This window comes from Chryseobacterium sp. StRB126, from assembly GCF_000829375.1.
In the GTDB taxonomy this organism is placed as follows: Bacteria; Bacteroidota; Bacteroidia; order Flavobacteriales; family Weeksellaceae; genus Chryseobacterium.
Genome location: NZ_AP014624.1, coordinates 100,550 through 126,543, shown reverse-complemented (window position 1 = coordinate 126,543; position 25,994 = coordinate 100,550). Strand labels below are relative to the sequence as shown.

The window sequence follows — 25,994 nt, the reverse complement described above, 5'->3', positions numbered from 1 at the left end:
TTTACAAAGGTATTACAATTATTTTTCATAAACAAACTTTCTAACTGCTATACCTTTGTCTTGTTCAAATAACAGAACAGAAGAAAATTTTATAAAACAATATTAACAAAATTAAATTTAATTTATTATGAAAAAGTCATTATTCGTAGCTGCTATCGCTGCAATCTCTCTAGTTGCTTGTAAAAAAACTGACGCTACAGCTACTGAAGGTACAACTGATTCTGCTGCTGCTACTGTAGCTGATTCTGCTGCAACTGTAGTTGATTCAACTGCTAAAGTTGTTGATTCTGCTGCTACTACTGCTGTAGAAGCTACTAAAGATGCTGCTGCTGCTACTACTGCTGCTGGAGCTGAAGTTGCTAAAGATGCTGCTAAAGGTGCTGCTGACGCTGCTAAAGGTGCTGCTGATGCTGCTAAAGGAGCTGCTAACGCTGCTAAAGATGCTGCAAAAGACGCTGCTAAGAAATAATTTTAGCTTAAGCTTAAAAATAAAAGGACCGTTTCACCCAGTGAAACGGTTTTTTTATGCTTTATCATCAACCTCTCCTCTAACTTGTCATTGCGAACTGAAGGTGAAGCAGTCTCATTATAGAACAAAACAAGGATGCTGATCTGTAAGGAAATAATCAGTCAGATTAAAAATTGTCTTTATCCTTTCTTTTGTTTCAAAGACTCATAGCAGGTTATCGCTACGGCATTACTTAAATTCAAAGAATCTATACTGCCGGCCATCGGAATTAATGTATTTTTACCTTTCCCGATCCAGAAATCACTTAATCCGGAATGTTCTGTTCCGAATAATACTGCAGAACGTTGCGTGAAATCTCTTTTATAAAGATCTTCAGCCGTTTTATCCATCAATGTTGTATAGATATTGAAACTGTTGTTCTGAAGGAACTCCAAGGTCTCTTCATTTTCTGCCTGATAAACTTCCATCCCGAAAAGACATCCTACGCTGGATCTGATAACATTCGGATTGTAAAAATCGGTTTTTCCATCAGCAACAATCAATGCATCAATCCCAAATGCTTCGCAGCTTCTTAGGATAGCCCCCAGATTACCCGGTTTTTCTACACCTTCAACAATAATAACAGTAGAGTTCTCTTTGGGAACATAAGAAGAAAGCGGAGTTTCTTTTGCTTGGTATACTCCGATAATCCCTTCTGAACTACCTCTGTAAGCTATCTTTTCATAAACTTTATCACTTACATAGTGGATTTTTCCCTCAGGAAGTTTCTCCTTAAAAATATTTTCACAGATAAAGAATTCTACGGGCTCAAAATCATATTGCAAGGCTCTGGCGTTTTCCTGCTGCCCTTCTACAACAAAAACCTTTGATTTTTTACGGAATCTATTGTCAGTAAGTAGCTTAGTGACGTTTTTTATTTTTTCGTTTTGAAAACTTTCTATCAACATGTTGCAAAATTATGCAAAATTTATGATTGTACTTATCTGCTTTTTATAAAAAGGTTTTTCCATGTGACTTGAAATGGGCTTTTCTCCTTTTTTTTAAGATAAACAATAATACCTATTATCAGAATTATGGATGAAAACTTATAAAGATTTCCATATAGATTTCCGGAAGCGTTCTCTGATACATTGAATACTTCCCAATAAAGATTCATGAAGAAATGAAGAAAGATGGCTGCCCAGATATTAAATCCCTGTTCAAAATATACCCAGGTAAAAAATATAGAGCCCAAAAATGTAATGGCAAATATTTCAACAAGTTCTATGGTATTTTGACTCTGATATAAATGAACCTGTGCAAATAATAATGACCCAAACAGAATAGATGAAAGGAAACCCAACCTTGTGAATCTATATAATATTCCAATGAGAAAGGATCTGAATAGGAGTTCTTCAAAAAAAGCCGATGAAATGGTATTGATAAATAATGATTCAAAATTGATTGTATTGACGAGTTTGAAATGTATGAGGTATCCGATCAACATGGGGAAGGTTCCAATAAAAGCTATGGTAGAACCTTTTACAACAGATTGATCTAAAGAAAACAGATTTAAGATTTTCTTTTGGGGAAATAAGATTTTCAAAGTAATGATTATTGGAATCATAGTAACGGAATAGGCTAATACATGGGCTATAGCCTTACTGTGAAACAGTTCTTTGGTAAAATGCTGTATGCTTTTAAAACAATAAAGGTCAAAGAAATAATAGGTGATGAATCCTAAGATAAAGATCAGAAAGAAGCGTATGTTTTTACTCATGTTAATTATTTTGAGCAAAAATGTGGCTTTCCGAAAAGGAAATCAATTTAATGTGACAAACATCAAGAAATAGTGACCAATGACAAGCATTTATTTTTTAAGATGCTTTAGTTGGGGAATGATAATGGATATAAAGCTCCTTGATACAGGAATATCAAAATCTATATCAGGCAAAGTCAATTTGTAACCTTGAGCATTTCCTTTGATTTTTTTTACTTTTCCAAGATTGATAATATAAGAGCGATGACACCTTTTGATTGTAGGAGTTTGTACCTGTGTCAGTATATTGGATAAACTTATTCTGAGCCATAGTTTTTTCACCTGATAGTTATCCAAGTAGTATAATGTGCAGTAATTTTCCATAGACTGAATACATAGGAAATCACCTTCAGAAATTATCAATTCAGTAGTATTCACTGAAATTTTAAGATTAGTTTTTGTTGAATTTAAAGAAGTTTCAATGAGTTGCGGAGCCCTATTTCTGGCAGTATTCTCATGAGCTTTTTTTAAATAAATATATCTTGACAAAATATAAATAGCGGAGATCGGTATACCTAAAGCCAGAGAATAAAGAAACATATACCCGTAGTTTTGAAAACTAAGTGTTACATGGCTTATGAACAATGAATTATAAAAATAAGAAAGAATGGACCCGAGAAATAGAATCCCTATTATTTTTAAGAGCTCTGATGCAATACTCCAATCCTTGAATCGGAAGACACAAAGATTCGAAGTAAAAAATGCAGCTCCAAAAATAATAGTATATGGAAAGAGAATAAGGTATTTGTAAGGATGATGAAAATTTTCCGTACCAAAAGGCTGGAAGATAATCAGAAAAAGATATACCAGAATTCCTGCTGCCAATGAAGAAATTAATATCTCCTTAACTGATTTTGAGGTGGGATATGAGGAAGCTGTAAGAGAAAACATATCAATCACTTTATTGAATTAATCGTTTATTTATCCCGGATTTTGATCCTGAACTTTCTTTGATGTAATCATCAAAACAATATTTCCGAGTAACAGTGTGAAGCAGCTTGCCATCCATAGAAAATATCCTGGGCCATATCCTGTTATGGGAAATTGATGCCCTGCTTCATTCACAGTAATTTCACCAACAGATAAATAACAAAAAGTAAGACCAAAGGCAATAAGGCTGATAACAGCCGATATTTTTATTTGTTTTAACAACAGAAAGAACACTCCAATAAATAGCAGAGGGTTAGCCATCCAGGCTATTCCGCCACCTTTCATTTCTGCCCAACCTAACAATGCACAGGCCAGTCCACTCATTTCATGACCCTTGGCATATACTGCTGTGAAAGGAAGTGAAGCTAAATAGAGAATAAGACATATTAACAGGATGAGATTTGATTTTTTCATGGTGTTTCGATTTTTATTCTATCAAATTACTATTGTCAATAAGGCTCTGAGGAAGATCCTTTTTATTTTTAATTCCCAGTGATTTCAGTTTTTGAGTTTGAATCACAAGGTTGTCATTCCCTGTATAAAGTTGTTTGTAGGCATCATTATAAACATTCTTAGCAAGGTCAAGATTACGTCCTACTTTTTCAAGGTTATCCACAAATCCTACAAATTTATCATACAATCTGGCTCCTCTTTCTGCGATTTCCAGGGCATTTTTGTTTTGGTATTCACGTTTCCATAGATCGGCAATCAGTTTTAAGGAAGTGATTAGGTTGCTTGGATTTAATAACAGAATTCTTCTTTCATAAGCATAGTTCCAAAGATTTTGATCTGCCTGCATAGCGGCAATATAAGCCGGTTCACTAGGAATGAACATCATCACAAAATCCAGAGATTTCCCATAATCATCATACGCTTTTTGGCTAAGCTGAATAATATGGTTTTTGATGGAACTTAAATGTTGATTAAGTTTCATGGTATAAATCTCTTGGTCGGTTTCATCCACCAATTCTGTGAAAGCCGTAAGAGAAACTTTGGAATCAACGATGACATTTCTCTCATCGGGATATTTTATCACAGCATCCGGGCGCATTTTTTTACCCGAAAATTCAGAGAAAAGAGCTTTGTTGTCTTCATCACGAAGTTCATGTTCCAGGAAATATTCTCTGCCTTTTACCAGTCCTGATTTTTCAAGAATGCTTTCAAGGATCATCTCCCCCCAATTTCCCTGGGTTTTACTTTCACCCTTCAAAGCTCTGGTTAGTTTTTTTGCATCTTCGGAAATCTGTTGGTTGAGCTCGGCAAGTTCTTTTACTTTTTCAGCAAGAGAGAATCGCTCTTTATTTTCCTTTTCATAAGCTTCATTCACTCTGTTTTTTAAATCAGTAATTTTCTCTTGGAAAGGCTCAAGGATATTTTTCAGGTTATTCTGATTTAAAGTCGTGAACTTTTCGGTTTTCTCTTCTAATATCTTATTGGCAAGATTTTCAAATTGGAGTTTGGATTCCTCCTGTATTTTCGTGATCTCTTCTTTTTGAGTGTTGAGTGATTTTTGAAGACTTTCATTCTGAGCAGAAAGTTCAGCATTTTTAGCAAAAAAATCCTGTTTTTCGGCAATAAGGGTCTCAATCTGGAAATCCTGTTTTAAAGACAATTGTCTTTGATCCTGAAATTGATTGTTCAGTGAAGAATGTTGTGCAGAAAGCTTGGCAAATTCATTCTTCAGGTCGTTCAAAAGATCTTGCTGCTGTATATTGAGTTCCTTTTCTTTATTGAGATGCTGACTCAGTTCCTGAACTTTTGTGTTTGAATTTTCAAGATCAGATTTGTTTTTAATATGTAAGAAGTTTAATTCATCAAAAGTACTTCTTGAAACCGTAGACGATTTCAAGGCAAAATATAAAATAATGGCTCCCAAGGCTCCACCAACAATACATCCAATAATTAAATAGGTCATCTCCATTCTTCAAAATTAGGAAAAAAGGCTGGAAGTTAATGCTGAGTATTGAATTTCCGGAAGGAGTTTCAAATGATAATCAATTATTTTCTTAATATCTTGAAAAATACTGCTTCCTTCTTCAAACTTCCTTTCTTCAACCAGAATCCCTATATTTATGGGAAATTTCAGAAACATTATGAATATCTTATTGGTAGAGGACGATCAGAGAATTAGCAGTTTCCTGTTAAAAGGACTTTCTGAAGCCGGCTATACGATGACGCTTGCAGATTCGGGTGAAAAAGCCAGAGAAATTCTTCATAGCTATGATTTTGATATTATACTAATGGATATTATGCTTCCGGGATTGGATGGAATGCAGCTTACACAGATTATAAGGTTTAAAGGAAATTATACTCCAATTTTAGTTCTGAGTGCACTGAACAGTCCGGATGATAAAATTAAAATGCTGGACCTTGGCGCGGATGATTATTTATCCAAACCCTTTCATTTTGAAGAACTGATTTCAAGAATTAAAGCATTAACAAGAAGAAATAAATTAAGCTATCAGAAAGAAGATCAACAGCTCTCTTGTGGCAATATTACAATTGATACGGATCTTCATAAGGTTACTCAAAATGAGAAGGAGATTGAATTTTCTCCTACTGAATACAAGCTTTTTACTTTCCTGATGGAGAATAAAAATAAAGTGCTGAGCAGAACCCAGATTTTACATAACGTCTGGGGAATAGATTTTGACAGTTCAACGAATGTAGTGGATGTATATATTTCCTATGTTCGTAACAAGATTGATGAATCTGAACAGAAAATTATTCATACTGTAAAAGGTACAGGGTATTTAATTAGAGATTAGAATGACGCTCAGGAACAGGTTTACCCTTATTTCAAGCCTTTCGTTCGGCATTGTTTCTATCATCACATCTGCGGTGATATTTTTTGCCTATTATGACAGTACGAAGATCTTTTATTTTGAAAAACTTAGGAATACAGCTCTGATTTCCGCCATTTATTATCTTGAAAAAGACGAATTACCCAAAGACAGACATGCCCAGATTAAACAGGAGTATAAACATCTGATTCAGAATAATCAGGTTGCAGTATATAATCAGAATAATGAAGTGACGTTTGGGCAAAATCTGAATGATAAAAATATTAGACCTTCTCATTTACAGGCTGCCAGAAATAACAAAGGCACCCAGTTTATGTCTGATAATCAGTTCTATTATGGTATTTTCTATCCGGATAATCAGGGGGATTTTGTTGTTTTTGTAAAATCTCCGAATGACTCATTCCAATCACAGATATGGAGGCTTTCCATTATTATGCTCTCTGTGTTGATTATTGGATTGTTAGCTATTTATTTTTTGAGCCGCTATCTTTCAAAAGTGGTGTATAAACCTATCTCTAATGTGGTGGAGCGAATTAATAAAGTAGAGTATAATAATATTTCTACCGCTATTACCTCTACTAATACCAATGATGAAATTGAAGATTTAATTAAATCCTATAATAAATTACTGGGAAGAATTTCTGAAAATGTATTGCTCCAACAGAATTTTATCAACTACGTTTCTCACGAATTTAAAACTCCGTTAGCTGCTATTTCCGGAAATCTGGAAGTATTCGCGCAAAAAGACAGAACCCCCGAAGAATATAAAAAAGTAGCCAAAGAATCTCTGGATAACGTCTATGAGATTGAAAATATTCTCAACAACCTTCTGCTGATGTCCGGGATGACAAAGCTTGAATCTTCCCATAAACAGGTAAGAGTGGATGAATTGATCTGGAAAATGTATGAAAAACTGGATTCCAAAGCCAAAGAAAATAATTCAGCTATTAAGATCAAGCTTCAGGTAACCCAACCTTCTTTACTGGAGTTTCCGGGTAATGAAACGCTTTTGTATCTGGCATTATATAATATTGTAGAGAATGCCATCAAGTATTCTCAGGGTCATCCTGTGGAAATCATTTTAACAGAAAATGGAGGACAATTGAATGTTGAAGTGAAAGATCAGGGAAAAGGAATTCCTTCAGACGATCTTATCAAAATTACAGATACATTCTACAGAGGAAAGAATGTAGATGGGATCAAAGGAAGCGGCATTGGGCTGTCTTTATCTAAAAGTATTTTTAATCATCATCATATTATCATGAAAATTGACTCTAAAGTAGATGTGGGCACAAATGTTCTGCTTGTTTTTCCTTCTAATTTCTAACCTCCTACAGATTGCTCAGATTTCCACAGATGCTTGCTGATAATTTTATTGTGTTGAATAATAAAATAGTGTTATTTGTGAATGCATTAGTGTAATTTGTGTTTAATGTTTCCCACAGATTTCACGGATTTTCACAGATCTTTGCGAATAAATTTCACATAATATAAAATGGTGTTATTTGTGAAAAACATTAGTGTAATTCGTGTTAAAAATCTGCGTAATCTCCATAATCTGCGAGCACCTTTAAAATCTATTCCAACCTATTCTAATCAAACTCTAATGTGGGCCTAATTGAATTTTAATTTCATTCGAAATTGGCTCTAATATTAGGAGAATAGCTTTGTGGTCTTAAATAAGAGACCTTGAAGAAGATTTTTTTTACCCTATTTTATATTCATTGTTTTAGTTTCTTTTCTGCACAGACTTCAGATACTTTGAAGATCAGCAGAAAGGAGGCTGAAACGATCTTTCTTGCCAATAACCTTGATATTATTGCCCAAAAACTGGAGATTTCCCAGGCAGAAGCCAGAACGCTTCAGGCTAAGTATTGGCCTAATCCTAAATTAAGCATCAGTGAAGTTAATCTCTGGAGAACTTATGATATTGAAGAGCAGCCTGCACTCATCGGAAATTGGGGAAAGAATACCCAGATCTCTGCGGAAATAGAACAGGTGATTCAGACGGCAGGGAAACGGAGAAAAAATATAGAATTACAGAAAATTGAAGTAGAAGGCGAAAAATACGAACTACAGGAAGTATTGCGTGAACTTAAAAAGACTTTAAGAAATTCAGTTACTGAGGTTTTATACAATCAGGAGCAACAGAAAATTTACCAAGGTCAAATTGCTTCTATTGAGAAACTAACAAAATCTTACAACAACCAATTAAACCTTGGGAACATCAGTAAGGCAGAATATATCCGTTTAAAGGCGCAGGAAATTGAATTCAAGAAAAAGCTTGTGTCCTTGAAACAGGAAATTGAAGACCAGCAGGCAGAACTGAAAGCCTTACTGATGATTCCGTCTCATTCTTATCTTGTGATTTCAGATTCGTTTACTCTGCCAGAGAAACAGCTTTCAGAAATTGAACTTACACAATGGTTGGAAAAAGCAAAAGAAAACCGTCCGGATATTATGATCGCTAAAAATAAAGAGAAGCATGCTGCCAAGAGCCTTGAAATTCAGAACGCCATGAAAACTCCGGATGTGGCTGTTTCTATTGGCTATGATCGTGGTGGAAATATTATGAAAGACTTTATCGGATTAGGCGTTTCAGTAGATCTTCCCATCTTCGACAGAAATAAAGGAAACATTCAGGAGGCCAGACTCGAAATTGAAAAAAGTAAAAATGAAACCCGTAAAAACCAGTTGAAATCTGAGAATGAAATTGTTTCCGTTTTCAGAAACTATATCCGTACCCAAGAAGTCTCAGAAGAAATTGATGAAGCCTACGAATCTACATTAGATGGTTTATTGGTAAGCCATGAAAAAAACTTCAGACTCAGAAATATCAGCATGCTGGAATACATGGACTTTCTGGAGACCTATATCGGTAATAAAATGATCATACTGGATACTAAAAAAGAGCTTAATCAATATTATGAGAACCTGCAATATGTTGTTGGGCAGGATTTATAAATAACCCTTAAGCATGACCTTAAAAAATATGAACATCTACTTATGAAAATGAACACTACTAAATATATCGCAGTTATTTATCTGTCTGCTTTGATAACCCTTACGGGCTGTAAAGATCAGAAACCAGCCAATGAAGCTGAAAAAGGATATTGCATCAGTCAGGAACTTAAAAAAGATATTAAACTGGCTAAAGCAGAAATGCTTCCTATTGAAGAAAGCATTACTCTTACCGGAGAAGTGGAAAGCAATTCTGATAAAACAGTTCCCTTTGTAAGCCTTGTGGATGGAGTTGTTACGGATACTTATTTTTCCCTTGGAGATTATGTGAAAAAAGGACAGGTTTTGGCTTCCATAAAAAGTACAGCAGTGAATGAAATGCAGGATGATACCCAGACATTACATGCTCAGCTTGCTGTGGCTAAGAGAAAACTGGCCTCTGTAGAAGCAATGTACAAAGATGATATTGCCTCTCAGAAAGATCTTCAGGAAGCAAGAGCCGAAGTCACGATTCTTCAGTCTAATATTTCTAAAACGCAAAAGAATATGCAGTTGTATTCTGCCGGTGGGAGTACATTACAAATTAAAGCTCCTGCAGATGGCTATGTGATAAGCAAGAATGTCTCTAAAGGAATGCCCATAACTGCCGGTGGCGACCAGCTTTTTACCATTTCCAATCTGGATAAAGTTTGGGTAATGGCGAATGTATATGCTACCAATATGAGACATGTATACGTAGATCAGCCGGTAGTGGTGAAGACTTTAGCATATCCGGATGACAGTTTTCCAGGAAAGATCAACACTATTTCTCAGGTTTTTAATGAAAATGAAAGAGTCTTAAAGGCGAAGATCATTATGGATAACAACGGAATGAAGTTAAGACCGGGAATGTCGGCAGATGTTGTTTTACCTGTTAATGCACAAAATAAAAGTGCTTTGGCAATTCCTGCAAAAGCTTTGATTTTCGATAATAATCAGAGTTATGTAGTGGTGTATAAAAAAGACTGCGAGCTGGAAATAAGACCTGTAACAGAAATTGCTTCTAATAGCCAATATATTTATGTAGAAGGAAATCTTAAGCAAGGAGAAAATGTAATTGCTTCCAACGGATTGTTGATTTATGAGAACCTGAAAAACCAATTAAATACCTCTAAGAAGTAATGCGAAAATTTGTACAGAATATAGTTTCCTTCTCCTTAAAAAACTCACTGATTGTTCTTTTAGGAACTTTCCTGTTGCTGGCTGGGGGAATCTATTCCTATATACATACTCCGATTGAAGCATTTCCGGATGTAACCAATACCAGAGTAAGAGTCATTACCCAATGGCCTGGAAGAAGTGCAGAAGAGATAGAGAAGTTTGTCACATTGCCAATTTCCAAGGAAATGAATGCTATTCCGAATAAAACATCGGTAAGATCTATTTCCTTGTTCGGATTATCGGTAGTTACTGTCATTTTTGATGACCATGTCAATGATTTTTATGCACAGCAGTATGCTTCCAATAAACTAGGTAATGTAGATCTTCCTGCAGGAGCAGAATACAGCATTGAACCTCCTTCAGGAGCCACGGGAGAGATTTATCGCTATATTATTAAGAGTAAGTTGCCCATTAAAGAGGTGACTGCTATTCAGGATTGGGTAGTTGAAAGAGAATTGTTGGCAGTTCCCGGAGTGGCAGATGTGGTAAGCTTCGGTGGCGAGGAAAAAACATATGAAATAAAAATTAATCCTACGGAATTACACAATTACGACCTTTCCCCCCTGGATGTGTATGAAGCAGTTTCGAAGAGTAATATTAATGTAGGCGGAGATGTAGTGGCAAAAGGAGATCAGGCTTATGTAGTGCGGGGGATTGGTCTTTTGGAAAAGAAGGAGGATATTGAAAATATTCAGATTGAAGTAAAAGGTTCTACCCCTATTTTGGTGAAGCACGTTGCTGAAGTTAAAATATCAGCAAAACCAAGATTAGGGCAGGTAGGATACAATAAGGAAAATGATGTAGTAGAAGGCATTGTTATTATGCTTCGTGGTGAAAATCCAAATGAAGTCATTGCAAGGCTTAAAGACAGAATAGAGGAATTGAATGGCGGAGAATTGCCGGGCGATGTTCAGATTGTTCCGATCATTGACCGTACAGAATTGGTAAATACAACCGTTCATACCGTTTCCAAAAACCTGATTGAAGGGGTTATTCTGGTTTCCATTATTGTATTCATCTTCCTTTACAATTGGAGAACTACATTTATTGTAGCGTCAGTAATTCCGTTGGCATTCCTTTTCGCAATCATCATGTTGAAAATTCAAGGACTTCCGGCGAACCTTATTTCCATGGGAGCCCTAGACTTTGGATTGTTATTGGAAGGAACATTGGTTATTGTTGAACATGTATTTGTTGCCCTCGAATTGAAGGCCAAGAAAATCGGCCTCAGAAGATTTAATAAGATTTCCAAGCTGGGAATCATCAAGAAGAGTGCAGGAAGTGTGGCAGGTTATATTTTCTTTGCCTTACTGATTTTGATTGTAGCGTTGATGCCGATTTTCTCTTTCCAGAAAGTGGAAGGAAAAATGTTCTCTCCTTTAGCATTTACACTAGGGTATGCTCTGCTTGGTTCATTAATATTGAGTTTAACCTATGTTCCGGCGATGTGTAAACTTTTATTAACCAAAAATATTGAGGAAAAAGAAAACTTTATTTCCAGATTCTTCAGAGTGAATATCTTTAGCATTTATGAATTCAGTGTTCGCCATAAAAAAGGGTTTATGATTGGTTTTGTTGCCTTACTTGTTTTATGTGGCTGGAGGTTTTCAAACTACGGTTCAGAATTCTTACCTAAGCTGAATGAAGGAGCTATTTATGTACGTGCCACTCTTCCGAATAGCGTCAATCTGGATGAATCTGTACGATTAACCAAAGATATGAAGGAGATTCTGATGAAATATGATGAAGTGAAATTCGTCATGACTCAAACCGGTCGCCCCAATGATGGAACAGACCCTACAGGATTCTTTAATATTGAATTTAATATCCAGCTGAAACCGGAAAATGAGTGGAAGAAGAAAATCTCCAAAGAAGAACTTCTCGAACAGATGAGGGTTTCCCTTGAAAAGTATCCAGGAATCAATTTTGGATTTAGCCAGCCGATTCAGGATAACGTAGAAGAATATGTAGCGGGAGTAAAAGCACCATTGGTAATTAAAATATTTGGGAATGACTTATTCCAACTGGAAAATTATGCCAATCAGGTTGCGAATTCCATCAGAACTGTTCCGGGAATCTCAGATGTGAATGTCTTTAAAAACATAGGACTTCCGGAACTCAGAATACAGCTTCACGATTCCAAAATGGCCAAATATGGAGTTTCTATGGCGGATGCTCAGGCAGTAATTGAAATGACGATTGGCGGGCAGGCCGCTACCAAGTTCTATGAAGAAGAAAGAATGTTTGACGTAATGCTGAGATTCGAAAAAGAATATCGTGACACTCCGGAAAAAATGGGAAATATTCTGATCCCCACTCAGGATAATAAAAAAGTACCATTGAAGGAAATTGCAACCATTGATTATCATACCGGACCGTCATTCATCTATCGTGAAGGAAACAGCAGATACATTGGAGTAGGATTCAATATTGAAGGGCGTGATCTGGGAAGTACCATTAAAGAAGCCAAAGAAAAAGTGGATAAAGAAGTAAAACTTCCGAAAAACCATAAAATGACTTGGGCTGGTGAATTTGAAAGTAAAGAAAGAGCTGCCAAGCAATTGGCCATGGTAGTTCCTATTTCGCTGGTGCTTATTCTGATGCTGTTGTATTTCAATTTTGGGAATGTAAAAGATACTTTAATTTCTTCTATTACATTAGCCTTTGCATTCATAGGTGGATTTTTATCCCTTTGGTTTACGGGAACAATTTTTGGAATCTCAGCAGGGATCGGCTTTATCATCCTTTTTGGCGTAGCTACTATTGATGGTATTGTACTGATTGGAGTGATGAAAGAAAATCTTCAGAACAGAATGTCACTTAAAGAATCTATTTCTGAAGGCGTAAAAAGCAGAATTCGTCCGGTTGTGATGATCGCATTGATGGGATCTATGGGACTTCTTCCGGCAGCTATGTCTAATGGGATGGGCTCTGAAATTCAAAAACCGTTGGCTATTATGATTGTAGGTGGATTAATTATCTGTATGCTGCTTTCATTTACCATATTACCGATTGTGTTCTATTATGCTTATCGTAAAAAGCATAAGGAAACAATATAGTTTCTTTTTATTTGTTCATTATGAGGCCGGGATCCGTGAGGAAGATCCCGGCCTTTTTGTTTTAGTTTATGTGGTTTTAGATAATTCCAGGATTTCAATATTCTTTACAATATCATTGCTCTCACATTTTTTCAGTTCTTTAAGCAGGGCAGAGGTAAGAATTTTTGGATTTAAAATTTGGGTAGCAACCTTTGCCGCAGCATAATCCACTATGTTAATAACCTGTTCTCTTAGAAAATTAGGAGTATTAGATGCAATAACTGCTGTTGCCCATGAAGTATCTCTTGCTCTGGAAATAGCAAAATCCAATATGGCGTTGTCTTTTCCATTGGAAAGCTGATCGATGAGTTGTACCGGATAACATATTTTGTTCAGAGAATCCTGTACTTTCTGATTGATGGATGCAATCACATAATTAATATTTTCAAAATCCTTTTTTAATGGATTGATTTTTCGATAAGGTACGATAGAAGCTGCAGAAATTCCAAGGTCGAGGTTAATATGGGCGTTCATTCCAAGAAAAATATGCTGTAATATCAGCAGATCTTTATTTTTGGTTGCTTCAAAGGCAATATACCATGAATTGGTACACTTTTTACCTTTACTATAACTTTCCCATGCTTCAAGATAGCGTTGTGCAAATGCGATATCCAGCATGGTCATTCGTGGATTGTCTTCAAATTTATTTTGTTGAATCCCTTTTAAAACCTGTGCAGTCATAATGCGGTAAGTACAGGCAAAATATCCTGCCGAGCTTTTGTTTTCTTTGCACCAAATGATAATTTCATCAAGTTTTTTCAGGACTTCTTCAATAGTTTTCATGGTAGGTTTTATTTATTTAAAGATAATAAAAAAGTGAGCCGGTACGGCTCACTGAATGTATCAAATACTAAGGGATTAAAATAGGTTCGGGATCAATAGGATCAATGGGTCCTATGACTATAGGTTTGCACATTGCGGCTACTTCGCATCTTCCCCCCATGCATATATAATTTGTCATAGTGGTTGAGCCGTCAGGACATCTAATCATGGCTTCACCATGGCATCCTCCGGGACATTCTGGCAGGTGTAAATACCCTCCGAATACCTCTTTAAGTTCTGTTCTCGAAAGCTGAGATAAGTTCATTTTTTTCATGGAATTAATTTTTTAGTGTAATGATATTTGTAACTTGCTTACATTCAGTTTTGTAAGTTTGTTTTTGCTTTAGCTAAAGTAATGAAAAATAATTCTTTGTACTAGGAAATATTATTAAATTAAATGAGTTTGTTTATTTATATTTATTTGAAATATAGATGATTATCAAAAGTTTGTGTATTTGATTATTTAAAAAAAATAATTAAATGAAGTATCTGAAAATATTAAAGAGTAGGAATAAAACAAAAAAAGAATTGCTATGAAAAATTTAAAAAGCCTGAACAGAGGAGAATTGAAAGAGGTAATAGGAGGTGCATTTTCTAGGTGTGAGCCTCCGTTTGAGGATGGAAGCTGCAGAATTGGTTATGCTTATTGTAGTTATCCTTCCGACTGCTGTTATCCGATAAAAATAACAACTGTCTGTAGTGACTAATCATAAAAAGAGGCTGTCTCAAAAAGTGAGACAGCCTCTTTATCAATATATTTTAAGGTATATTACTTCTTAATTGCTTTCAAAGTTTTTACACTTCCATCTTCCATTTGAAGGCCAATCAGATAAAGCCCTGAACCAAGATCAGAAAGATTAATTTCTTTGCTGGCTTTAAGTGTTTTCAGCTGTCTGCCGGCAACATCAGTTACAGTGATTGATTTTACTCCTTTCGTATCAGAAATTTGTAGAATATCTTTAAATGGATTAGGATAAATAGAGATTTCTGCCTTTTTGTTCATGCCTATTTCAGACGTTGCCAATGAAGCATCATTCACTGTAATGGTATAATCTTCTACTTGCCCTTCACTTACATCAGCGCATGGGTTTGATAATTCTGTTCTTACGGATGTAGTTGAGCTGTTAAATTGATATTTAACTCTCATTCGGGTATTACCTAAAGTAGCAGTAGTTGGTATTAGGATATTTTTATTGACCGTAATTGTACTACCTGATGCTGCTGCGCCTCCTGCAAAATCAGAGGTTACAAAATATGCCTCTCCCGCATCAGTAAAGCTTCCATTTTGGTTCCAATCTATAAATACTGTAAATCCAAATCGGTTATTGGTTCCTAAACCGGCTCCTTGAAGGGTAATCGGATAAGAAGTTCCTCTGTTAACGGTAGCTATTTTAGTAGTGAAATCCTCATGAGGAACTGTTGTTGATGTAGATGCGTTGGTCATATTGCTAAATTGGATATTAGAAATTGCATAAGTTCCAAGTTTAGATGCAAGAGGGCCACAATAAGGAAGAAGTGCATTAGTTCCAGTTGTGAAAGATATTTCCTGACATCCTGAAGCATCTCCTAAAGAATTAGTTGGGGTAACCGTTACATAGAGAAGTGTATTTTGTGGGAAAGAACCAGCAAGTGTTGGTGTAAATGAGGTATCAGAAATAGTTCCTGAATAAATATTTGAACCTCCTGATGTGGTGCCAATTTTTATTTTATACGATTCAGCTCCTGCTACGGCCCCCCATGTAATTTTGGGGCGCACAGAAACGCCTGTTGCACCGTTCATAGGATTGCTTATTGTAGCACAGGCCGGAGCGGCAGTTACTTCTTGTTTAATACGTATATTATCTATAAAACTATAAAAATCATAAGTATCGCCTGTAGTTCCTAGAGTCTGTATCCTCAACTTGAAATTTCCATTTACATTCGCACTTTCCGGAATTGTTCCGGTAAATGTTGCGCAGGATGTATCAGTGGCTGCAAGTGTAATTGCACTGCCTACTGATGTATAAGTAGTACCTCCATCGGTAGAATAGCCCACATTTAAAGTGCCTCCTATTAGACTCGCATTATCATAAGCAAGTATAGAATACGAAAAAGTGATGTCTATTTTTTTACCATTAGCCGTTAGAGTTGAAGGCTTGGTATAAACTAAGTTAACAGTTTTGCTTGTAGTGCCACCTCCCCATACTTCTGCACCTATAAATCCGGTACCATCACAAGCGGCGGAGCCTGTATAGATACTTGCTGTCCCAGTATATCCTCCTGATATTACAAATGCAGGGTTAGGAGCATTTTCAAAGCTCTCTGCCACTAAAATCTGTGCACTGCCCATTATTGACAATGCGGTGAAACTCAAAAATAGTAGTTTTTTCATAAAATAAAGTTTTTGTTTTTCCGAATGTAACAATATTTTATGTAATTAACAAATAATTAGAAATTTTAATAATTGATAATCAGTTATTTATTAAATTATTATTGTGTTTTGTGAGTTTTTAATAATTTATATTTTGATCTGAAGGTGTTAAAAACTGTAATAGTGCAGATGCTTTGCTCTACCTGCACTAATTATCACAGAGATGTTAGACTTTATTTGTGTATAAATAACCAAAGTTCGGGATAATAAAGCTGGAAGCTGGAAGAGAGAGGCTGGAAGTTACTATCGGAACTACCATTTCTGACGTTGCCGTAAAAATTTGATGAAGCAGTCTTTAAAGGAATAATAAATTAGAGGGTTATAAGTGGTTTTTTAAACTCAACTCACTTCCCTCTCCCAGCTCCAGGCTTCCTTCCTTACTAAAAACAAAAATGTCTTATCCAGAACTCGGGTTAAATAAGTATCGGAGAAATAGAATGATGATGGAATTTTTTCATCATTTTAGTTTATAGCTAATTTTTTATTCTTAAGAATTCTTTAGCCAGTTCAATCATTTTTGGATCACCTGTATATTTTCCATGTTCATCAGAAAGTTTCACAGTTGGGATCCATTCTTTATTCGGAGCCTGTACCCCGATAAGTTTCATTACGATATTCATTGGTTTTAGGCCTACATCATTGGTAAGGTTGGTTCCTATACCGAAAGAAATTCCTATTTTTCCTCTGCAGTAGTTCGTGATTTCTTCTACCTTTTCAAGATTTAAAGCATCAGAGAAAATAATATATTTAAACATCGGGTTAATACCGTTTTTCTGGTAGTGGGCAATGGTCTTATCTGCAAATTCCAGAGCGTCACCACTGTCGTGGCGTACACCATCAAAAAGCTTAGCGAATTTTTTATCAAACTGCTGAAAGAAAACATCCGTAGTATAAGTGTCTGAAAGGGCTACACCAAGATCTCCTCTGTATACATCCACCCAGTGTTCCAGAGCCAGTTCATTAGCCATTTTAAAACCATATTCAGCAGCATGGAACATGAACCATTCATGAGCATGGGTTCCGATTGGTTTTACTCCGTACTTCATGGCAAAATGGACATTAGAACTTCCGATGAAGGTAGAATCTTTTTTCTGTGTTAAAGCCTCCATTACCAGATTTTGTACCTTATAAGAATGTCTTCTTCTGGTCCCGAATTCTGCAAATGTTACCCCAAGTCGGCCCAAAGAATCAGCTTTCTCAATAGTTTTGCTCATCACTACTTCATTGGAATCTCTCTCCATATGATTCATTTCATAATGCAGCTCACTGATTAATGCCAACAGAGGAACTTCCCAAAGAATTGTTCTGTACCAAAGACCTTCAACAATTACAGAAAGATCTCCGCCTTCCTGACGAATTTTCACTTCAGATGGATCATAATGGTAACCTTCCAAGAAATCCAGATAAGGAAGATCAATATAAGGACATGTTCTGGCCATGAATTTCTTTTCATCTTTAGTAAGTTTAAGTTCAGCCATTTTATTAACAGCCTCTCTTAAAGCAACATCAAAACCTTCCGGAAAATGGTGTTTCCCTCTGTTGATGAATTCATATTTAACAATAGAACCAGGAAAAAGTTTTACCACTGCATTTTGCATGGTTATTTTATAGAAATCGTTATCTAGGATAGAGTTGAGTCTTACGTCGTTCATAATATGTGTAATTTTAACGCAAATATAAAAATTAAAAATAAAATCGCCTAAATGTAAGGCGATTTTTTTGAAATATTTTGATGATTTTACCGGTTTATTTCCCCAAATAAGAATTGTACATCCAAACTTCTTTCTCCTGCTCGGTAATGTAATCGCTCATCTGAGAGTTGGTTCCTTCATCACCAGCCTGATCTGTAATATCTAAAAGCTCTCTCTGAAGATCAATTACTACTTTGAATGAATTTAGGATTTGTTCAACACTTTTAGTTCCATCAGTTACTTCCTTGCTTTCTTTGATGGTGGCTACTTTTAGATAATCAGAGTAGTTGTGTGCAGGAGTGGCTCCCAATGTAAGGATTCTTTCTGCAATTTCATCAATTTTTAAGACTAAGCTATTATAAAGTTCTTCAAACTTCGGGTGAAGAGTAAAAAACTGATCTCCTTTGATGTTCCAGTGAGAACCTCTTGTGTTCTGGTAAAATACAGAATAGTTGGCTAAAAGTGCATTTAATTTTTCTGCTATTTTCTTGCAGTCGGTTTCTTTAAGTCCAATAATACTAGCGTTTTTCATAAGTTTATCTTTTATATATCTCAAATTTACGAAATATCGTGCCGAATAACCCGGGATATTAATAGATGATAACTATAAGAAAATTTTTTAAAATAGTTTGGAAGTATTAATATTGCCAAATATAAAATTTACAGCAGAAAATTATACAATATGCTTTTTGATATAGCTATAAACATTCCAGAAAATAAAAGAGGATCTCTTGTGAAATATTTTAGTATTGGAGTTATATTAATTTATATAGGGGTTTTCATAGCTCTATATTTTATGGCTGAAGATCCGGTTTCGGGTTGGACTATTTCTGACTGGTTAGTTAATTATACAGATGGGGGGTTCAAGAGAAGAGGCCTTTTGGGGAATGTTTTGTTTTATATACAGGATGCGACGGGATTGAAATTACAATATCAAATTCTTATTTTTCAAATCTTATGTCTTTCTATGATTCTATATGGTATACTTTTGTGCATCAGGAAGTATACAATAGATCTTTTTTACTTGTGTATAATGGTGTCTCCCTACATTTTGCTATTTCCGGCATTAACTATCAGAAACGCAGGGAGAAGAGAGATGATATTAATTCTCATTATGCTTTGGTATTCATTTGCAAAAAAATCTAAGCTCAATGATGCTCTTTTATGGATTTTTTTTATAATTTTTCTTTTTATACATGAACTGGGACTTTTCTTCTTGCCCTTTTTAATTTGGATTAATTACTCCAAATGGGAAAAAATTAATATCAGGTATATCCTGTCTTTAGTTATTGCTGCTTTCATATGTATTGGGGTTATTTATTTTTGGGGAGGAAATGTTAATCAGGGAGAAAGTTTATCTATTTTAAAAAGCAGGGGAGTGGTTTTTCAAAGAGAAAATATTTTTGATCTGGAATATTACTTTAATTTTAATTTTGTCCTTCAGTATAAATTGTCTTTTTTCATTCATGGTATAGAGCTTCTTATAATGATTTTTCAAATAGGATTTTATATCTATATGTTTAAAAGAGAATCATTGTACACTTATATTTTTTGTAATATCATCTGTCTTTTCTGGGTAGCTCCTTTATATTATCTTGGAATTGACTGGATGAGGTGGAACTATATTTATTCTACATTATTATTTATTGTTTTTACATCCTTATTAAATGCAAATACTTCTGGAACCGCATCATTCAATAATAATCCGGTAAAATCCTCATATCTGATTTTTTCTGGAGTATTTTATTTGCTTATTCTTTTGCATCTTCAACACGATACCATGATTAAATGGATCCAAACTTATCTCGCATAAGATTGACGATAACAACTATGTTTTCTCTTATTGTAGTTTTATTATCTTTGAGATCTTATATTTATTCTTAAAATGGAAGTAGTCCGAAGTATTGGTTTACGCAGTTTCTTACTGTCTTTTATCCTTTTTTTCTCAGTTTGTCTGTTGTATTATATCAATTCTGTTCTGAAAACTGACAGCCATTACATCTATCCATTGGATGATGCCTACATTCATCTTGCCATGGCCAAGAACTTTGCATTGTATGAAGTGTGGGGAATGACAAAATATCAGTTCTCCTCAACTTCCTCTTCTCCATTGTTTACTTACATACTGAGTATGTTGATTAAAATTTTTGGAAACAGTGATCAGATTCCGTTGTATTTCAATGTTATTTTTAGCATTGGAATTCTTTATGGTCTTTCTGAATATTATGCTGAAGTTTTTAAAGAAGTTAAAAAAACAGCTTTAGCCGTACTTTTTACTGTCTTCTTTATTGTGCTCCCTTTGAATATTCTTTCAGGAATGGAACATGTTTTCCAGGTGTTTCTTTTTGTTATTAATATTTTTTGTTTTTCCCATTATAAAGATAAAAAGCTTGCTGTATTTGGTTTTTATTTCAGTTTATTGTTAATGGGATTAGTCCGTTTCGAAAGCATGTTTTATTTTGTAATCCTTGCTTTTATGTTTACTCTTGTCAGAAAATGGAAGGAGGCATCATTTGTTTTATTGTTGGGATTTATACCTATTATAGCATTCTGTGCTTATAATTATCAGCAGGATGGTTATTTCTTTCCTAACTCAGTAGTGGTAAAAGGAACAAAATTAAGCCTTGATGCAAATATTTTAGGACAGCTTAAAGTGATTTTACTGGATAATCTTTTGCTGAATATCAGTTTTTATAAAATAGGTTTTTTTCCTCTCTTTTTGTGTGCAATATTCATTTACAGAGACCTTAGAACGAAAAAGGTAAAAGAAATATTGAAAGATAACTTTTTATTAATTGTATTCTCACTGGTAATGATCTGTCATGCTATGTTTGCAGATTTAAAAGGACTCTTACGATATGAAGCATATATTCTTACAGGCTTTTGTATGATATTAATACCGAAATGTAAAGATCTGTTCTTCAATTTTACTGATTATATTAAAAAAGAAAAGCTGGTGAGTCTGTTTATTGCTGCAAATGTTTTTCTTATGCTATACAAATGTTGGGCGGCTCACCCTATTATGAGTAATGGGGGAAAGAATATTTATGAACAGCAGATGCAGTCTGCAAAATTCTTACATCAGTTTTATAATACTTCTAAGGTAGTAGCTAATGATATTGGAGCGATCAGTTACTATACAAATATTCATTTATTGGATATTGCCGGTCTTGGTTCTGTAGAAACAATTCATTTTAATGAAAATAAAAAAGGGTTTGACCAAAACTTCGGGAACTTTCTTAGTAAATATTGTCTGAATCATCAATACGATATTGCTGTTGTATATGAAGGCTGGCTGCAAGGCTATGTTCCTTCTTATTGGAAAAAAGCAGGCACCTTAAAAATTGAAGACAAGATAACCGTAGCAAGACTGGAAGTTTCCATATATTCTATAAATACGAAGAATCTGGAAGAACTGAAACAAAACATTAAAAAATTTAATTGGAATAAAAACGTTATTGTTACGATAATAGAATAGAGATCGGGTATAGTCTTCTTTTCATAAATTCTTTATTTCCCGTTTTGTTGATTTTCGTCTTAAATTCTTAAGGAATAGATAACAATTTGTTAATGAACCCGGAGATTGAGTTTTCTAGCTTTGCACTCGAAATATAATATAAAGTAAAAAGCAATGAAGAAGTTTTTCCTGTATTCTATCTTATCAGTATTCATGCTGTCATGCAGCAGTAACGATACGGATGCACAAACCCATACATCAAAACCGGAATCCAAATATCAAACTAAAAATGTAGTTCTTCTTGTTGTTGACGGGCCTCGTATTTCTGAAACCTGGGAAGCGGCCAATAAAGAAAATATTCCTAATAGAGTAAGTTTACTGAACCAGGGTGTTTTTATCAGTAATTTTAAAAACAACGGAACAACAAATACAAATCCTGGACATAGTGCCATGTGTTCGGGTGTCTATGAAAATATTAAAAATAATGGAACTGAATTACCTGGCTTTCCATCGGTAATGCAACAGTGGCTTAAGTTCACGGGAGCCGATAAAACAAAGGCATGGGTTATTGCTTCTAAAGATAAACTGGAAGTTTTGAACGATTGTAAATTGTTAGACTGGAAAGGGAAATTCCAGCCCAGCGTAGATTGCGGAGTGAGCGGAAACGGAACAGGATACCGGGATGATCTTGTTACCATGACGAAGACAAAAGAAGTTATGGCGAAATACAGCCCGAATGTAATGGTCATCAACCTTAAAGATGTAGATTCTTACGGTCATGCTAATAAATGGGATGAATACATCAAAGCCATTAAAACTACTGATGCTTCTATCAAGGAAATCTGGGATTATATCCAGTCACTGCCTGCTTATAAAGATAAAACTACACTTATCGTGTCTAACGACCACGGTAGGCATATAGATGCTAACGGAGGTTTTGCGGAACATGGAGACGATTGCGCAGGATGCAGACATATTGAGTTCTTCGCCATGGGCCCGGATTTTAAAAAGAATGCGACCATCAGTACAGGAAACTATGAGCAAATTGATATTGCAAGTACAATGGCCGAACTTTTAGGAGTTCCTACACAATACATGAAAGGAAAAATAATAAAGGATGCCTTTAAATAAAACTTTGATTTTTTGATACTAATCTCCATTACTTAAAATGATTCAATAACATAAAAGTAATGGAGGTTTTCGATGGTTTTGGAAACAAATGAATAAAATTTCTTATAAAATAAAATTCCATAACTGCTTGTCAATTAAAAAAATATTATTATTTTTGCACCCTAAAATAAAAAGCAATTAAATGCCTACTATTCAACAATTAGTAAGAAAAGGAAGAGCCACGCTTGCCAAGAAGAGCAAATCGGCTGCCCTTGATTCTTGTCCACAAAGACGTGGTGTATGTACGAGAGTATATACAACTACACCTAAGAAACCTAACTCTGCACTTAGAAAAGTGGCAAGGGTAAGACTTTCTAACGGTAAAGAAGTTAACGCCTATATCCCGGGCGAAGGACATAATCTTCAAGAGCACTCGATAGTATTGGTTAGAGGCGGAAGGGTGAAAGACCTACCGGGAGTACGTTACCACATCGTAAGAGGTGCATTAGACACAGCTGGTGTAAATGGAAGAACTCAGAGAAGATCTAAGTACGGAGCTAAGAGACCTAAACCAGGACAAGCAGCTGCTGCTCCTGCAAAAGGAAAGAAAAAATAATCATTAAATAAGGTACAAAAGCAATGAGAAAGACAAAAGCGAAAAAAAGACCGTTGTTACCAGATCCGAAATTTAATGATCAATTGGTAACGAGATTCGTAAACAACTTAATGCTTGACGGTAAGAAGTCAATCGCATTCAAAATTTTCTATGATGCATTAGATATCGTAGAAACTAAAAAAGGGGAAACTGAAAAAACTGCACTAGAAATCTGGAAAGATGCATTAACAAATGTTATGCCTCACGTAGAAGTACGTTCTAGAAGAGTAGGTGGAGCTAACTTCCAGATTCCTATGCCAATCAGAGCTGATAGAAAAATTTCTATGGCAATGAAATGGTTAATTAGCTACTCTAAAAAGAGAAATGATAAGTCTATGGCTTTGAAATTAGCTAATGAAGTTGTAGCTGCTTCAAGAGAAGAAGGTGCTGCTTTCAAAAAGAAATCTGATACTCACAAAATGGCGGAAGCTAACAAAGCTTTCTCACACTTCAAATTCTAATCTGAAATGGGAAGAGATCTTAAATTTACAAGAAATATTGGTATCGCTGCTCACATTGATGCAGGTAAGACTACCACTACAGAAAGGATTTTATTCTATACAGGTGTAAACCACAAAATTGGAGAAGTTCACGATGGTGCTTCTACAATGGACTGGATGGAGCAGGAAGCGGAAAGAGGTATTACTATTACTTCTGCTGCAACTACTTGTTCTTGGAACTTTCCAACAGATCAAGGAAAACCTTTAGCAGATACTAAACCTTACCACTTCAACATCATTGATACACCGGGACACGTTGACTTCACTGTAGAAGTAAACAGATCTTTAAGAGTATTAGATGGATTGGTATTCTTATTCTCAGCAGTAGATGGAGTAGAGCCTCAGTCTGAAACAAACTGGAGACTTGCTGACAACTACAAAGTTGCTAGAATGGGATTCGTAAACAAAATGGACAGACAAGGTGCTGACTTCCTTAACGTGGTAAACCAGGTTAAAGACATGTTAGGATCTAACGCAGTTCCAATCGTTTTACCAATCGGTGCTGAAGAAGACTTCAAAGGGGTTGTAGACTTAATTAAAAACAGAGCGATCATCTGGGATGAAGCAGGACAAGGAGCTACTTTCGAAGTAGTGCCAATTCCTGAAGACATGAAGGCTGAAGTTCTTGAATATAGAGAGAAATTAGTAGAAGCTGTAGCTGACTACGATGAGACTTTGATGGAGAAATTCTTCGAAGATCCGGATTCAATCTCTGAAGACGAAATTAACGAAGCGCTTAGAAAAGCTACTATCGATTTATCTATTATCCCAATGACTTGTGGTTCTTCATTCAAGAACAAAGGAGTACAGTTTATGTTGGATGCAGTATGTAAATACTTGCCTTCTCCATTGGATAAAGATGATATCAAAGGTACTGACCCAAGAACAGACGCTGAAATTACAAGAAAGCCATCTGTAGATGAGCCTTTCTCTGCATTAGCATTTAAGATTGCTACTGACCCATTCGTGGGAAGATTAGCATTCTTCAGAGCTTACTCTGGAAGACTAGATGCTGGTTCTTATATCTTGAACACTCGTTCAGGAGATAAAGAAAGAATCTCTAGAATCTATCAGATGCACGCTAATAAGCAAAACCCAGTAGAATATATTGAAGCTGGTGATATTGGTGCTGCGGTAGGTTTCAAATCTATCAAAACTGGTGATACAATGTGTGACGAGAAAAACCCAATCGTTCTTGAATCGATGGTTTTCCCTGATCCGGTAATTGGTATAGCTGTTGAGCCTAAAACTAAAGCTGACCAGGATAAAATGGGTAACGCTTTAGCTAAATTGGCTGAAGAAGATCCAACGTTTACTGTTAGAACTGACGAGGCTTCTGGACAAACGATCATCTCTGGTATGGGTGAGCTTCACTTAGATATCATTGTAGACCGTATGAAGAGAGAATTCAAGGTTGAAGTAAACCAAGGACAACCTCAGGTAGAGTACAAAGAAAACTTAACAAAAGTTGCCAACCACAGAGAAGTTTACAAAAAGCAATCTGGAGGTAAAGGTAAATTTGCTGACATTGTATTTGAACTAGGACCTGCTGACGAAGGTAAAATTGGTTTAGAATTCATCAATGAGATCAAAGGTGGTAACGTTCCTAGAGAATTTGTTCCTGCCATTGAAAAAGGCTTTAAAGCTGCAATGAAGAACGGTCCTTTGGCTGGTTTCGAAGTTGAAGGTATTAAAGTTGTTCTTAAAGACGGATCTTTCCACGCGGTGGATTCTGATGCACTTTCTTTCGAAATGGCTGCTAAATTAGGATTTAAAGAAGCGGGACGTGCTGCTAAGCCAGTAATCATGGAGCCTATTATGAAACTGGAAGTTGTAACTCCAGAAGAATATATGGGTAACATCATTGGTGACCTTAACAAAAGAAGAGGTACTATCAGTGGTCAGGAAGAGAAAAATGGAGCTGTTGTAATCAAAGGTTCTGTTCCACTTTCTGAAATGTTTGGATATGTAACTACTCTAAGAACACTTTCATCAGGAAGAGCTACTTCTTCTATGGAATTAGAGAAGTACCAAGCTACTCCACAAAACGTTGCTGAAGAAATCATAGCTAAAGCAAAAGGTTAATTTT

20 protein-coding genes are annotated in these 25,994 nt (G+C 35.4%); 11 read left to right on the top strand and 9 right to left on the bottom strand.

Going from position 1 to position 25,994, the window contains the following annotated elements; all coding sequences use genetic code 11:
* Positions 1-127: 127 nt before the first annotated feature.
* Positions 128-469: a hypothetical protein gene (locus tag CHSO_RS00625; protein WP_045491222.1), complete on the top strand. Its 342-nt coding sequence runs from the start codon at positions 128-130 to the stop codon at positions 467-469.
* Between the two features lie 179 nt (positions 470-648).
* Here the strand turns inward: CHSO_RS00625 and CHSO_RS00620 are convergent, their stop codons facing one another.
* The 5 genes from CHSO_RS00620 to rmuC form a co-directional block, all read right to left on the bottom strand.
* On the bottom strand, positions 649-1,416 hold the full coding sequence (locus tag CHSO_RS00620; RefSeq protein WP_045491219.1) for a TrmH family RNA methyltransferase: 768 nt from the start codon (positions 1,414-1,416) through the stop codon (positions 649-651).
* Positions 1,417-1,448: 32 nt separating this feature from the next.
* Entirely contained in the window at positions 1,449-2,228 is a 780-nt protein-coding gene (locus tag CHSO_RS00615; protein ID WP_045491215.1) for a CPBP family intramembrane glutamic endopeptidase, read from the bottom strand.
* 90 nt (positions 2,229-2,318) lie between these two features.
* Positions 2,319-3,158, bottom strand: a complete 840-nt coding sequence (locus tag CHSO_RS24815; protein WP_052480449.1) for a LytTR family DNA-binding domain-containing protein — start codon at positions 3,156-3,158, stop codon at positions 2,319-2,321.
* A gap of 30 nt (positions 3,159-3,188) precedes the next feature.
* Entirely contained in the window at positions 3,189-3,611 is a 423-nt protein-coding gene (locus tag CHSO_RS00605; RefSeq protein ID WP_045491213.1) for a hypothetical protein, read from the bottom strand.
* 13 nt (positions 3,612-3,624) lie between these two features.
* Positions 3,625-5,112 (bottom strand): DNA recombination protein RmuC, encoded by a 1,488-nt coding sequence (rmuC, locus tag CHSO_RS00600; RefSeq protein ID WP_045501634.1) that lies wholly within the window; start codon positions 5,110-5,112, stop codon positions 3,625-3,627.
* 178 nt (positions 5,113-5,290) lie between these two features.
* Between rmuC and CHSO_RS00595 the strand changes: the two genes are divergently transcribed.
* The 5 genes from CHSO_RS00595 to CHSO_RS00575 all read left to right on the top strand — a co-directional run bounded on the left by CHSO_RS00595 (position 5,291) and on the right by CHSO_RS00575 (position 13,221).
* Entirely contained in the window at positions 5,291-5,965 is a 675-nt protein-coding gene (locus tag CHSO_RS00595; protein WP_045501632.1) for a response regulator transcription factor, read from the top strand.
* 1 nt (position 5,966) lies between these two features.
* Positions 5,967-7,328 (top strand): sensor histidine kinase, encoded by a 1,362-nt coding sequence (locus tag CHSO_RS00590; protein WP_045491210.1) that lies wholly within the window; start codon positions 5,967-5,969, stop codon positions 7,326-7,328.
* A 362-nt stretch (positions 7,329-7,690) separates the two neighbouring features.
* Positions 7,691-8,965: a TolC family protein gene (locus CHSO_RS00585; RefSeq protein ID WP_052480448.1), complete on the top strand. Its 1,275-nt coding sequence runs from the start codon at positions 7,691-7,693 to the stop codon at positions 8,963-8,965.
* A 42-nt stretch (positions 8,966-9,007) separates the two neighbouring features.
* Entirely contained in the window at positions 9,008-10,123 is a 1,116-nt protein-coding gene (locus CHSO_RS00580; RefSeq protein ID WP_045491207.1) for an efflux RND transporter periplasmic adaptor subunit, read from the top strand.
* Positions 10,123-13,221, top strand: a complete 3,099-nt coding sequence (locus CHSO_RS00575; RefSeq protein ID WP_045491204.1) for an efflux RND transporter permease subunit — start codon at positions 10,123-10,125, stop codon at positions 13,219-13,221. Before CHSO_RS00580 ends, CHSO_RS00575 begins: the two co-directional genes overlap by 1 nt.
* A 66-nt stretch (positions 13,222-13,287) precedes the next feature.
* Here CHSO_RS00575 and CHSO_RS00570 read toward each other — a convergent pair whose 3' ends face one another.
* The 4 genes from CHSO_RS00570 to CHSO_RS00550 all read right to left on the bottom strand — a co-directional run bounded on the left by CHSO_RS00570 (position 13,288) and on the right by CHSO_RS00550 (position 18,715).
* Positions 13,288-14,043, bottom strand: a complete 756-nt coding sequence (locus CHSO_RS00570; protein ID WP_045491201.1) for a DUF5995 family protein — start codon at positions 14,041-14,043, stop codon at positions 13,288-13,290.
* An 808-nt stretch (positions 14,044-14,851) separates the two neighbouring features.
* Positions 14,852-16,453, bottom strand: coding sequence for a GEVED domain-containing protein (locus CHSO_RS00560; RefSeq protein ID WP_084220897.1), 1,602 nt, complete (start codon positions 16,451-16,453; stop codon positions 14,852-14,854).
* 512 nt (positions 16,454-16,965) lie between these two features.
* Complete coding sequence (gene pncB / locus CHSO_RS00555) at positions 16,966-18,144, bottom strand: nicotinate phosphoribosyltransferase (RefSeq protein WP_045491193.1); 1,179 nt, start codon at positions 18,142-18,144, stop codon at positions 16,966-16,968.
* Positions 18,145-18,238: 94 nt separating this feature from the next.
* The gene (locus CHSO_RS00550) at positions 18,239-18,715 is read right to left on the bottom strand and encodes a Dps family protein (protein WP_045491191.1); all 477 of its coding nucleotides are present in this window, start codon (positions 18,713-18,715) and stop codon (positions 18,239-18,241) included.
* Positions 18,716-20,068: 1,353 nt separating this feature from the next.
* Between CHSO_RS00550 and CHSO_RS00540 the strand changes: the two genes are divergently transcribed.
* The 5 genes from CHSO_RS00540 to fusA all read left to right on the top strand — a co-directional run bounded on the left by CHSO_RS00540 (position 20,069) and on the right by fusA (position 25,990).
* Complete coding sequence (locus CHSO_RS00540) at positions 20,069-21,661, top strand: hypothetical protein (protein WP_144428831.1); 1,593 nt, start codon at positions 20,069-20,071, stop codon at positions 21,659-21,661.
* A gap of 153 nt (positions 21,662-21,814) precedes the next feature.
* The gene (locus tag CHSO_RS00535; RefSeq protein ID WP_045491185.1) at positions 21,815-22,771 is read left to right on the top strand and encodes an alkaline phosphatase family protein; all 957 of its coding nucleotides are present in this window, start codon (positions 21,815-21,817) and stop codon (positions 22,769-22,771) included.
* Between the two features lie 181 nt (positions 22,772-22,952).
* A complete protein-coding gene (gene rpsL / locus CHSO_RS00530) occupies positions 22,953-23,366 on the top strand; it encodes a 30S ribosomal protein S12 (protein ID WP_002983146.1) in 414 nt (137 codons plus the stop codon).
* Positions 23,367-23,389: 23 nt separating this feature from the next.
* Positions 23,390-23,866, top strand: a complete 477-nt coding sequence (rpsG, locus tag CHSO_RS00525) for a 30S ribosomal protein S7 (protein WP_034677991.1) — start codon at positions 23,390-23,392, stop codon at positions 23,864-23,866.
* 6 nt (positions 23,867-23,872) lie between these two features.
* Complete coding sequence (gene fusA, locus CHSO_RS00520) at positions 23,873-25,990, top strand: elongation factor G (protein WP_045491183.1); 2,118 nt, start codon at positions 23,873-23,875, stop codon at positions 25,988-25,990.
* Positions 25,991-25,994: the final 4 nt, after the last annotated feature.